This is a genomic window from Metabacillus rhizosphaerae (assembly GCF_037201795.1).
GTDB lineage: Bacteria > Bacillota > Bacilli > Bacillales > Bacillaceae > Metabacillus > Metabacillus rhizosphaerae.
The window spans coordinates 1,270,254-1,281,510 of the sequence record NZ_CP147403.1 but is presented as its reverse complement, the minus strand read 5'-3'; the positions used below and the strand labels follow the sequence as shown (position 1 = coordinate 1,281,510).

The following is an 11,257-nucleotide window of genomic DNA, read 5'->3' as shown; positions in this document are numbered from 1 at the left end:
CGCTCCTCTGTGTTTAGAGTGAAATTATCATTTTTGTTTGTTGATTGTTTTTTGTTAAACTATCCTTTATTTTAGCACTATTTGGAGTGGGGTACAACCAGGTGCCTGTCACCACCCGAATTTTGTCGAATCGATCTGGTGAGACAATTACCGTGTAGAAATAAACTCTTCCGCTTCCTTTAATGTCGGCATCCCCGCTTGAGCACCAAGTTTAGTAACAGACAATGCTGCAACTGCATTGGCAAATTGGCAGGATTCTTTTAAGGCAGCACCATTGCTTAAAGAGAAAGCTAACGCTCCATTGAAGGAGTCTCCTGCACCAGTAGAATCAACAGCTTTGACTTTATAGCCTTGGATAAAAGTTTCTCCATTTTGATAAAGCATTACACCCTTTGAGCCTTTTGTTACGATGCATTTTTCTTTAACTTGGATTAATTCTTCGTCAGTCATGTCATTTCTAGATAAGAGCATTTCTTGTTCGTGTTCGTTTGGTGTTATGTAATCTACTTGTAGGATTAGTTCCTTTGGTAGTTTTTGAATCGGAGCAGGATTTAAGATCACTCGCACGTTATGTTTTCTTGCTAGTTGAACAGCTTCGATAACACTTTGTAATGGGACTTCGAGTTGTAAAAGCACGATATCACTTTCAGCAATGATGTGTTCATGCTGTTTAACAATCTCAGGTGTGACAAAATTATTTGCACCAGATACGATGATAATGCTGTTATCTCCATCGGAAAGAGTAATTGAGGCAATACCAGTTGAAGTTTCAGGAATTGTTTTTACATTTTCCATCGCAACTCCCTGTGCGGTTAAATGATTTTTTAATTCACTACCAAATGCGTCGTCCCCTACACAGCCAATCATTGTCACTTCTGCTCCTAATCTAGCAGCTGCTACAGCCTGGTTGGCACCTTTTCCACCTGGAATTGTTAAAAAGGATTCCCCTAAAACGGTTTCCCCGACTTTTGGAATTGTATTTGTTTTCGTAACAAGGTCCATGTTTATACTGCCTATTACGGTAATTTTAGGTTTACTCATCAATTTCTCCCCTATGAAATAAAATAACAGCGCCCTAATTAGGCGCTGTCCTTGTTTTATACGTGAGGCTCAATTAAGCCATATTTTCCATCTTTACGTTTATAGACAACATTCGTTTTATTCGTTTTAGAATCCGTAAATACAAAGAAACTATGACCTAACATGTCCATTTGCAGGATCGCTTCCTCGCTGTCCATCGGCTTTAAGTTAAAGCGCTTAGTACGAACAACCTCTTCCTGATCTTCCTCATCTAATGGAGCGTTTTCTTCAGGTAGTAAATTGCTAAATACAAACTTTGGAGCACCCTGCTCACGAAGCTTGCGATTGACTTTTGTTTTATGCTTACGAATTTGACGTTCTAATTTATTTACCACAAGATCAATGGCTGCATACATATCTTGATTATGCTCCTCAGCACGGAGCACAAGATCTGTCATTGGAATCGTTACTTCTATTTTTGACTCCTGGTCATTATAGAATTTTAAGTTTACATTTACATTTGCGTCAACTGAATCTTCAAAGTATCGCTCAAGCTTACCAATTTTCTTTTCTGCATATTCTCTTAATGCTGGAGTTATTTCAATGTTTTCCCCTCTGACGTTATATCTCATGATTGAACTCCTCCTTTATGATAAAGCTATGTATACTTAATTCTATATTTCCCTGCTTGTCTCCTGCTAAAACGTAAAAATTTCGTGAAAAATTTGTGAAAAATGTTGAAGATTGTTTTATTTTTGTAAATACAGGATTAAGTGTAATAGTATATGCGCTTACATTTGGGGATATGTATTGCTTGATTAAGGTAGGCTTTATTAAGTTCAAATTATTGTGTTAGTTGATTGGTTGGAATATTATTTCTTGGGTGACTTAAGAGAGCGTGAAACTTTTCGTTTGTTCCAATAGTTCTTCGTCATATTTACACGAATATGTGATTCGAAAACACTATTTCGAGTGTATGATGATAGACTCCAAATTTAGCATGCTGGCTTGATACCACATCCATTGCTTGGGCTTTTCCGGTAGTACAGTGCACGAGGATTTAGAGGCTGAGGTGTATTATGATTGATTGATTTCTCGAAGCTTTTTCTCATGTTGTAAAGTTTCTACGGAGATAAAATCAAGCGTTTCTTATGTCTCTGTTAGTTCATCACGAATGCCATCCATTTTCTTCTCCATTCTATCTAATCGTCCTTCAATTAAATGTCGAATCTTTCATCAACTTATTTAAACTTTTGATCCATATGATCTGAATGTAATTTTAATGCATTAAGTATTTCCTTCAGCATTGTTTCCTGTTCCTTTATGACGCCTCCTTCATTATCATTTCAAAATCTTTATAACTACATTTACATCTCTTTCTAAAAGATTTTATTTTATAGATGAGCAGATTTTTTTAGGACATACAATTGGGTATTAGAATTACTTTCCTAATTGTTCAGATATTTTCTCTTCAGTTCCACCACTATCTCAATTGACAGCTTTACATACTTGGAAACTAGAGCTACAGGCATACCATCTTTTAAAAGTTTCAACTGCAACAAGCTTTTGACCTTCTTCAATTCCCTTTTCCCTTCCTTCTTCTCTTACCAACCTCTTCAATTCCCCAAAAGTCGGCGGCAAATTGTTTCGATCTAAATACATCATTTCTATTTCCTCCTTTGTAAGAATGATTTCATTCTGTAGTTTTTGTGTTAATTCAATCGGGATTTGTAATAGATAATCAATAAAGTATATTAATGCGGGATAAGGTTAAATATATCTCCCCTAATTGTTCAGATATTTCCCCTTCAATTCCTCTACTATCTCAATTGACAGCTTTACATACTTAGCAACTAGATATACAGGCATACCATCTTTCAAAAGTTCAACTGCAACCAGCTTTTGACCTTCTTCAATTCCCTTTTCTCTTCCTTCTTCTCTTCCTTCTTCCCTTACCAACCTCTTCAATTCTCCAAAAGTCGGTGGCAAATTGTTTCGATCTAAATACATCATTTCTATTTCCTCCTTTGTAAGAATGATTTCATTCTGTAGTTTTTGTGTTAATTCAATCGGGATTTGTAATAAATAATCAATGAAGTATATTAATGCGGATAAATATATGTATCGTTCTTCTTGGGGATAATCATTTTTTTGCAACACTAATTGGATTAATTTTCGTTTAAAACGATAACGCTTCTCTGAGTCATTTTTTGCTTCATTTGCAAGCTTTCCAGCTAATACTGCAATAGCAAATGGATTACTCGATTGCAGAAGCTTTGTTTTATCTTGATCAATAAATTTGTAAATATTATATTCATAAGTTAACACTGTTCCATAAGATGTACGATGAAACGTGTTAGGTCGGAAGTGTTTGGAGGTATCTGTTAATAAAGCAATCGCAACAATTTCTTGGTCGTATTTATCAAATATTCGATAATAATAACGAAACATTCTTTTTGCAAAGTCAGGATCGCGATCTCCCTGTACTTCAATGTGAATTAACAGCCACTTCTCCTCTCCACTTTTTAGAAATACTTTTACAATTTGATCAGCAACTTGTCTTCCTTTTCTTTCATTAATAATTTCCTGAAAAAGCTCCTGTTGTAAAAATTCAGGTTCCTTTAAAAAATCAATTTTTTCATACAGGTCAGTTGCAAAAAATAAGACAAACTCCTCAAACAACTCATAGATTAACTTTTTCCATAAACCATCATAATCAACTGCACAGTATTCGTGAGGCTTTTCAAAAACTTTGTTCATTATCATTATTTTATCACATACCTTTTTAATTTTATACATTCGTCGCTTAAAAAAAGGAACATTTGTTCTTATTTATTTTATCATATATTTATCTCATCCTCTACCGCTTTTCACGAAAAAAACTCGCCATGAAAGACGAGTTTTACTGTGTAATATAGGGTTGTAACTGAGTCTGAACGGATTCTTTCCATTTTAAATAGACAGGAACTAATTGCGTTTTAACAAACTCGTGAAGTTTTTTAACAGTTGTGAAAATGGATGCCTCACCGACTAAAGTTAAAATCACTTGATCAAATGCAGAGTTAGATGTGAAGAATCAACTCATATTGCTCATATTGATCACTTGTTAAGTGATACCATTACGGTTCACCTATTTTCGTTTATCATAGAACATACCATCAGATGTGGAAATGTCTTGATATGGATTGACATAGTGTTGATTGGACGACTTCGTCTTTTTTAATTGCATCATGTCTTGTTGGATTTGTTGCTTAATCTCAGTGAATCTTTTCGTAATAACCTCATTCCAAGTGACAATTTGCTGAAATAGTTGCTGATCATATTTAGTAAAAGGCGGCTGAACATCGGTTAGGAGCTGATCACGATGTTCTAACAAAGATGTTATCTCTTCAATACATTCATCTCTAGCTTCCTTTGCGATCGGCTTTGACACCAATTGAAAAAGCTGTTCGGTTACTCCGTATACTTTTTCTAATCGAGACACTACGCTTGACCGCCTTGACGATGCTGTTGTTGACGGGTAATTTGAATAACCTGCTTCCATGTATCGCGGAATTCAACAACAAGTCCTTCAACTTCCGTTAAAATAGAACCATCATTCTTCACATTCGCTTCCGTTAAGCGATGGTTAATATAATCGTACATAACGATCATACTTTTAGAGATTTCTAGATCCATATTTAAAGTAACCATAAGCTCAGTAATAATTTTCTGTGCTTTTTGGATATTTGTATTTTTACTTTCTATTTCTTTATTTTCAATTGCTGAACTTGCCTGTTTAATAAATTTAAGACAGCCATTGTATAGCATTAACGTAACTTCACCTGGGGAAGCGGTTGTTACTGCATTTTGCTGATAGGCTGCGTACGGGTTATTCATTGCCATGGGTGACACTCCTTTTATTATGATGAGAATTGCTGCATGAGAAAGGACATTTGTGAATTTGATTTTTGGATTGCTTTTTCCATTGCTGTGAACTGTGCCCAGTAACGGTTTTCGACTTGTGTTAGGCGGTCTTCAAAACGATCCATTTGGTCTGTAATTCTGTTAAGGTTTTTTCCTAATGTAAAAGTATCATTCGTTGCATTTGAATTTCCTGCTTTAGTTTTAATACTGTCCATTGTATTTGTTAAACTGTCATATAGTCGATTTAGAATTCCTTGCTCTCCACTTGTAGAACCGCTGCTAGTAAATAGCTTTTCTACAGATTCTGGATTTTCTTCAATTGCTTTCCGAAGCTCATCTTCATTAATAACTAGCTTTCCACCTTCAAGATAATTCGACGTTGTGGTTATCCCGATGCTAGATAATTGTTTAACGTTGGAATCAATTGTTGCATTACTTACTGGTGAGTAAAAGTCAGTCCGCATTTTTGAGAGTAGGCCTGAAAGTAAGGAATCTCTGCGAAGTAAACCACTTCTCGCCATCTCTTCCCATTTTTCTTGTTGCTTTTCAGATAGCCCTTCTCGCTCATTATCTGTCAATGGCAGATAATCCTTGTATTTCTCCTCATTCACCTTTGTTTGAATTTTTTCAATTAACTCATTGTAAGAGTTAACAAACTTTGTAATATTTTCAACGACTTTATTTGTATCGTTAGCAACGTTAATCGAAATACTTGGTTCTGTACTTAACAGCTTATCCTTTAACGTAAATGTCACACCATTCATGTCAAACGTGTTTGATGTACGTTCAGTGCTAAGTCCGTTTACAGTAAAAACAGCATTATCCCCACCTGTTTCTGATCCACTTCCAAAGCGTAAAATATTATTTAGAAAACCAGGTGTAGTAATGATTTCATTTCCAGCCTCGTTAAAGTCACCAGTTTCTTTGCGAGTTAATGTTACTTGGTCTGTGAATGTATCATAATAAGCTGATAGGCCAGCATCAGAAGAAGAGATTTTACTTAATACTGAATCAAGGGAATCTGAACCTTGGACAAGAAATCGTTCGTTTACCTGACCATTTGAAGTATGGGAACCAATATCGAATGCAAAATACATTTGTTCATAAGCTACTTTTACTTCCGTATCTTTTGCTTGTTGATTGGTAAACATAATTTTCCCAATTTCATCAATTTTTGCAAACACCGAGTTATCAGCTGCTAAAAGTTCATTTTTATTTGTACCGCTATTTCGATAATCAATACCGTTAATTGTAACAACAACCTCGTCCTGTAGAGATATAGGACTCTTGGCTAATTGGATTTCTGTGAAGTCGGCTGTTGGTTTTAGGGTTTCAATTTTTTTAGTTGCTGCAAAATCAACCTTAATTGTGCTTCCTTTAGAAATTTCATCAAAGAACTCCAAATTGCCGTCTTTATCAACTCTTACATCTCCAGTTTGAAGCGTTGATGCTGGATCAGTGATGATTTTAAATGACTTTCCATCAACCTTAACCGTTGTATGGTTTGCAATTTCTTGTAATTCTACGCCAGCTGTAAGAGTAAGCTTGAATGTTTTTCCGTTGGCTGCTGGAGAAACTGTTTGGGTTTCAACACTCCCAGAAGTCCACCCAAAGTTTGTATTAGCAAAGTTATCTTTCATGCTATAAAGACTTACCGATGCATCGATCTTAGTTCCAGATTTAGAAATTGCACCTGCGTTCACCTTTGTTGCAGCTGTTGCAAGCTGATCAATTTTTGAAATTGTAAAGGATGATAGGTCTGCAGCACTTTTTGCTATAGCAGTTATTTTGCTTTCGTTAGATGAGGTAACAGTACGTGCACCAAAATTAGATGATAGCTTCATATCAAATGTTTGATTTCGGAAGTTTAGTAGCAGTGTGTTCATCTCGCGATAAGCATCACGCTGCCATTCTATCACTTGTTTATTTTTCGTTAATTTATCTAGCGGCATACGTTCTGCCTTCATTAAGTCAGATACGATCGTATCAATATCCATACCACTAGCTAGTCCACCTATTCTCATTGCCACTCCATCCACCTCCTAGAATTTTTTATCGACGATTAGTCCAACAAAATCGGTCATGGCAGCATAAATGTCTAACCACTTTTTTGAAGGAATTTCTCTGACTATCTCATTTGTGTTGTTATCAACAATAGTTACGTAATATTCATTTAGTTTTTCGTGAAGTTCAAATTTAATATGGGTATTAGCCGGTTGTAATACTTCATTAATTCCATCTATGACACGTTCCATTTCCTCTTTAGATGGCGATTTTTCTTGTATATTTTGCTTAGCAATTATATTATGTTCGATCGTTTCATTTTGGCCAGTTGGTTTTGTTGTTTCAAAGTTGTGAAGTGCTGGCTGTGAAGATAGTTTTTCTACCGACATTAGGAACACTCCTCTGTATGATCTCTATTATTAATATCGGCTTTTTTTGATTATTGTTTAATTCAAAAGTTGAAAAAGTACAATTAACAAATCTATGGACTGATAAATCTTTACATAAAAGTAATGGAATTTGAATAAAAAGGGAACGTAGGTTTGTTATACTGTTTATGGGAGGTTAAAGTATGGAGTCAATTCTTACTCTAAAAAGTCTCTTACCAAAACATATAATAGATAGAATATCAGGAAAACTACTCGGCGACGGCAACATTAGTATTGAACATAATCGGAAACCTCGTCTAAGATTTTCACATTGCTTAAGAGATAAGGACTGGGCTATTCATTGTTATACAGAATTAAAGGACTATGTCCCTTTTAGTAAACCAAAAGAGAGAAGAGTAATTGATAGTAGAATTAAAATAGGATTCACAGATTCTATATATGTACAATCATTAACTTCACCAATAGTAATTTCACTCTTAGATATTTGGTATATACACAGAAAAAAGATTGTACCATTTGATCTTTTGTATGAAGGAATCTCACCAGTAACGTTAGCGTGGTGGTATCAAGACGATGGGCACTTGAAGAATGTAAATGGAAAGGTATCTAAAATTATCCTTTCTACTGATTCCTTTTCTAAAAAAGAAAATATAGAACTTATTGAACTTTTAAATACATTTTATAAATTGACCTTTAGACTCGATGGTCAAAATAGACTAATACTTTATGAGAAAGCCCAGATTCTATACTTCCTCGAAATTATCCAACCTTATTTACATAGTAGCATGCAAAGGAAATTCTTCATTCCACACAATGATAGCATTTCTAAAACGAATAAAAGAACAACAATTTATTTACCAAGTTCCATTCACCTTAAAAAGCCAACCAGTGAGATACATAATATATTAGCTAACCTATCTAAACTCCAACCATTGTTCAGAAATTCTCTACTTTATCAAGACTTAATTAAGACAACCTATTTAAATATAAAATCTGCTACCAGCAAGGGAAAAGGATATCAAGTAGTGTTAAATGGTGATTTGCTTGAGCAAATTGAAGATATAAAACAAATAACTGGATTAACTAGGAGTCAAATCGTTTATCTCTGTTATATACTACAGGAAAACCAATAGTACATAGAGTAACAGCTTTTTTATGGTTATCCATGAATTAATCAATTACCTATTGTATTAAAAAATAGAGAAAAGAGATTCTAAATTCAGAATCCCTTTTCTAGTAACTATATTAACGAAGAAGTTGAAGAACTCCTTGTGGTTGTTGGTTCGCTTGCTTTGCGACTATGTCTTTCGATCATAGAATAGACTATATCTTCACCCTTATCTAGAAAGGGGCTGGGCACTTCGAATGACATTATGCCACCCTATGAATCTCATTGTCATAGCAACTTTTGCCTTAGACAGTTCATTCTAGTCGTTGAACCTTCTCCAGAGTTTCCCCACAGGAGCTTGGCTGCTGATTATCCATTGTTTCATCTCCATCATTTTCACACCATCACGCCTACCGTTTCTGGTTACGTTGTGGTTGATGAAGCTTTAGGAAGTTCCAGCAATTCACCCAGTTATACTCTAGCTCGTTACCAAGCTAGACGCCCTTCTAATCATTATCTCAAGAGTTGTAATACGCCTTGAGGCATTTGATTGGATTGAGCCAACATTGCTTGTGCTGCTTGAGAAAGAATAGAATTCTTAGTTTGGTTCATCATTTCTTTCGCCATCGTGCGAACATTTACTTTCATAAATGACCAGACTATATCTTCACCCTCTAACAATCTAGTAGGGGTCGGGCACTTCGGATTCACAATGCTGATGACCATTGTTTCACCTATGGATTTCATCATCTTGAGCTTAGCTTTTAGATGGTTTATCCTAGTCGTTGAACCTTCTCCACTCTTTCGAGACAGGAGCTTGGCTGCTGATTGCCCAATCTTTTCTTTTTTTAAACCTTCACGCTAGTCGTTTCCAACTACGTTGTGGTAAGAAAAGCTCTAAGGGGTTTCCAGCAATTCACCCGATTATGATCTCTAGCCGTTACCAGCTAGGACGACTGTGCTTGTCAACTGCTTATGCAGCTAAAGCATAATCTACGTCACGGATACGAGATTCCGCAGCAGTTAGGTTTTCTGAAGATGTGTTCAAGTTGTTGATAGTGTGCTCTAAACGGTTCTGGTAAGCACCTAATTTTGAACGTTCTTTTGAAACTTCTTCGATAGCAGAGTCAATATTAGTAATAGTAGCTTTTGCAGCATCATGATCACTTACATCAACTCGACCAGCAGCGGATAAATTTATTGCTGTACCACTAGTAGTCATATCACGAATAGCTAAACTAATATTTTGATCTTCATTTGCACCAATTTGGAAAGTTGCAGAACCTGCTAAGACTTCTACGTCACCAACAGCATCATCTGCTGTGTAACCAGCATTTGTTTTAATTGAGATGCCAAAATCAGAGAAGTTTAATTCTTGAGCACCATCAGCATTGGTAATCGTTTGAGTTTTTGATCCGAATGTCATTGTTAACTCGCCCGCTGCACCAGAAGTAATTGCATAAGTACCAGATGTTGCACCAGATGTTTCAACAGAAGCAACACCAGTCGCTGCAAGTACAGTTGTTGTTGTTGCGTCTTGCTCTACAGTCCCACCAAGATTACCTTTAAGTAGCTTTTGAGTATTGAACTCAGTTGTGTCCCCAATGCGGTCAATTTCTGCTTTTAACTCGTTTAATTCTTCTTGAATAGCGTCTCTATCAGCATCTACGTTCGTGTCATTTGCACCCTGTACTGCAAGTTCACGCATACGTTGAAGAATATCATGTGTTTCGTTCAATCCGCCTTCTGCTGTTTGAATTAAAGATACAGCATCTTGAGAGTTGCGTGAAGCTTGGTCCAAACCGCGAATTTGTCCACGCATTTTTTCAGAGATTGCAAGACCAGCTGCATCATCTCCAGCTTTATTAATACGAAGACCTGAAGACAATTTCTCCATTGATTTACCTTGAGCACTTGAAGCACTATTCAACTGACGATAAGTGTTAAGCGCTGCAATATTATGATTAATTCTCATTATAAATTTCCTCCTTGAATGTATGAATGATCCACATCCATGTGAATCTTCTAAGTTTAAGGTATCCCTCATGTCGGCCGCCATTTGTTCAACCTCTTACTTTATATATCGTCGCTAGGTTGAAAAGTTTAATAGATTTTGTAGAAAAAAATAAAAAAACCTCAAGTTTTTTTACTTAAGGTTTTTTGGCTGTGTTTTTAATAGTTCGAGGATGTTTGGGAGTATGGAAGCCGCTTCATTATTTGATTCCTGGATGGACATATAGATTTCTTTTCGATGGACCTCAATGTCCTTTGGAGCTTTAATTCCTAACTTTATTTGGTCACCTTGAACAGAAAGAACGGTTATTTCAATATTATCTCCAATTTGAATTGATTCATTTAGTTTTCTTGTTAGTACTAGCATCCACCCACCTCCTATTTCACTACTTTTTCGGGAATTAATTTTTGCTTAGTTATATATTGAGTATCTGTTAAGATAATTTGTTTCGCTTGATTATTCCTTGTGTTAAGAACGATCGGTGCCTGTAAATTTGCAGTTGAGTCTTCGAATGGATCCTTGACGTTCAATATTGTCCACACTGTTACATCATTTTTAGATGTTAAATCAAGTAATTGTTTATCGTTTTTGGTAATTTCAAACTCATACGTTTCAAAATAATCAAAAGGATTAACAGTAACAAAGCCTAATTCTGCTGTCTCCGTTGATTGTAAAATCCAAAACGGTGAATCTACCTCTAAAGGAAGTAATACAAATAATTTCTCATCTAGAAAGCCTGGCAATCCATTTTGGAATCGAAGAATGTCCTTTTCCCCTATCTCAATAACCCCATGATACTTTGTTGTTAGTTTCATT

At 35.6% G+C, this 11,257-nt stretch carries 13 protein-coding genes; 1 reads left to right on the top strand and 12 read right to left on the bottom strand.

Annotated elements, in window-relative coordinates; translation table 11 throughout:
* Window positions 1–147: 147 nt before the first annotated feature.
* From rbsK to flaG, 8 genes are all read right to left on the bottom strand, one after another.
* Window positions 148–1,041 carry a ribokinase gene (gene rbsK, locus WCV66_RS06100; RefSeq protein WP_338788299.1) on the bottom strand — a complete coding sequence of 298 codons (894 nt, stop codon included), beginning with the start codon at window positions 1,039–1,041 and terminating at the stop codon, window positions 148–150.
* Between the two features lie 56 nt (window positions 1,042–1,097).
* Window positions 1,098–1,652 carry a ribosome hibernation-promoting factor, HPF/YfiA family gene (gene hpf / locus WCV66_RS06095; RefSeq protein WP_066333277.1) on the bottom strand — a complete coding sequence of 185 codons (555 nt, stop codon included), beginning with the start codon at window positions 1,650–1,652 and terminating at the stop codon, window positions 1,098–1,100.
* A gap of 856 nt (window positions 1,653–2,508) precedes the next feature.
* On the bottom strand, window positions 2,509–2,685 hold the full coding sequence (locus WCV66_RS06090; protein WP_338788298.1) for a hypothetical protein: 177 nt from the start codon (window positions 2,683–2,685) through the stop codon (window positions 2,509–2,511).
* Between the two features lie 120 nt (window positions 2,686–2,805).
* Window positions 2,806–3,786: a hypothetical protein gene (locus tag WCV66_RS06085; RefSeq protein WP_338788297.1), complete on the bottom strand. Its 981-nt coding sequence runs from the start codon at window positions 3,784–3,786 to the stop codon at window positions 2,806–2,808.
* A 364-nt stretch (window positions 3,787–4,150) separates the two neighbouring features.
* Window positions 4,151–4,504 carry a flagellar protein FliT gene (locus WCV66_RS06080; RefSeq protein ID WP_338788294.1) on the bottom strand — a complete coding sequence of 118 codons (354 nt, stop codon included), beginning with the start codon at window positions 4,502–4,504 and terminating at the stop codon, window positions 4,151–4,153.
* Complete coding sequence (fliS, locus tag WCV66_RS06075) at window positions 4,504–4,905, bottom strand: flagellar export chaperone FliS (RefSeq protein WP_338788293.1); 402 nt, start codon at window positions 4,903–4,905, stop codon at window positions 4,504–4,506. The genes WCV66_RS06080 and fliS overlap by 1 nt, the downstream gene beginning before the upstream one ends.
* A 17-nt stretch (window positions 4,906–4,922) precedes the next feature.
* A complete protein-coding gene (gene fliD / locus WCV66_RS06070) occupies window positions 4,923–6,950 on the bottom strand; it encodes a flagellar filament capping protein FliD (RefSeq protein WP_338789406.1) in 2,028 nt (675 codons plus the stop codon).
* A gap of 18 nt (window positions 6,951–6,968) precedes the next feature.
* Window positions 6,969–7,319 (bottom strand): flagellar protein FlaG, encoded by a 351-nt coding sequence (gene flaG, locus WCV66_RS06065; protein WP_338788292.1) that lies wholly within the window; start codon window positions 7,317–7,319, stop codon window positions 6,969–6,971.
* Between the two features lie 182 nt (window positions 7,320–7,501).
* On the opposite strand from flaG, the gene WCV66_RS06060 reads away from it, so the two are divergent.
* Window positions 7,502–8,452: an endonuclease gene (locus WCV66_RS06060; RefSeq protein WP_338788291.1), complete on the top strand. Its 951-nt coding sequence runs from the start codon at window positions 7,502–7,504 to the stop codon at window positions 8,450–8,452.
* Window positions 8,453–8,940: 488 nt separating this feature from the next.
* Here the strand turns inward: WCV66_RS06060 and WCV66_RS26790 are convergent, their stop codons facing one another.
* The 4 genes from WCV66_RS26790 to fliW form a co-directional block, all read right to left on the bottom strand.
* Window positions 8,941–9,177 carry a flagellin gene (locus WCV66_RS26790; RefSeq protein WP_413789631.1) on the bottom strand — a complete coding sequence of 79 codons (237 nt, stop codon included), beginning with the start codon at window positions 9,175–9,177 and terminating at the stop codon, window positions 8,941–8,943.
* 223 nt (window positions 9,178–9,400) lie between these two features.
* A complete protein-coding gene (locus WCV66_RS06050) occupies window positions 9,401–10,402 on the bottom strand; it encodes a flagellin (protein ID WP_338788290.1) in 1,002 nt (333 codons plus the stop codon).
* A 171-nt stretch (window positions 10,403–10,573) separates the two neighbouring features.
* The gene (gene csrA / locus WCV66_RS06045; protein WP_066333240.1) at window positions 10,574–10,807 is read right to left on the bottom strand and encodes a carbon storage regulator CsrA; all 234 of its coding nucleotides are present in this window, start codon (window positions 10,805–10,807) and stop codon (window positions 10,574–10,576) included.
* 11 nt (window positions 10,808–10,818) lie between these two features.
* A complete protein-coding gene (gene fliW / locus WCV66_RS06040; RefSeq protein ID WP_338788289.1) occupies window positions 10,819–11,256 on the bottom strand; it encodes a flagellar assembly protein FliW in 438 nt (145 codons plus the stop codon).
* Window position 11,257 lies beyond the last annotated feature (1 nt).

Bases quoted from the DNA above. Each gene is read 5' to 3' on its own strand.
- WCV66_RS06090 (WP_338788298.1), bottom strand. From the start codon at position 2,685: ATGATGTATTTAGATCGAAACAATTTGCCGCCGACTTTTGGGGAATTG.
- fliS (WP_338788293.1), bottom strand. From the start codon at position 4,905: ATGGCAATGAATAACCCGTACGCAGCCTATCAGCAAAATGCAGTAACA.
- WCV66_RS06085 (WP_338788297.1), bottom strand. From the start codon at position 3,786: ATGATAATGAACAAAGTTTTTGAAAAGCCTCACGAATACTGTGCAGTT.
- WCV66_RS26790 (WP_413789631.1), bottom strand. From the start codon at position 9,177: ATGATGAAATCCATAGGTGAAACAATGGTCATCAGCATTGTGAATCCG.
- WCV66_RS06050 (WP_338788290.1), bottom strand. From the start codon at position 10,402: ATGAGAATTAATCATAATATTGCAGCGCTTAACACTTATCGTCAGTTG.
- hpf (WP_066333277.1), bottom strand. From the start codon at position 1,652: ATGAGATATAACGTCAGAGGGGAAAACATTGAAATAACTCCAGCATTA.
- WCV66_RS06060 (WP_338788291.1), top strand. From the start codon at position 7,502: ATGGAGTCAATTCTTACTCTAAAAAGTCTCTTACCAAAACATATAATA.
- fliD (WP_338789406.1), bottom strand. From the start codon at position 6,950: ATGAGAATAGGTGGACTAGCTAGTGGTATGGATATTGATACGATCGTA.
- flaG (WP_338788292.1), bottom strand. From the start codon at position 7,319: ATGTCGGTAGAAAAACTATCTTCACAGCCAGCACTTCACAACTTTGAA.
- csrA (WP_066333240.1), bottom strand. From the start codon at position 10,807: ATGCTAGTACTAACAAGAAAACTAAATGAATCAATTCAAATTGGAGAT.
- rbsK (WP_338788299.1), bottom strand. From the start codon at position 1,041: ATGAGTAAACCTAAAATTACCGTAATAGGCAGTATAAACATGGACCTT.
- fliW (WP_338788289.1), bottom strand. From the start codon at position 11,256: ATGAAACTAACAACAAAGTATCATGGGGTTATTGAGATAGGGGAAAAG.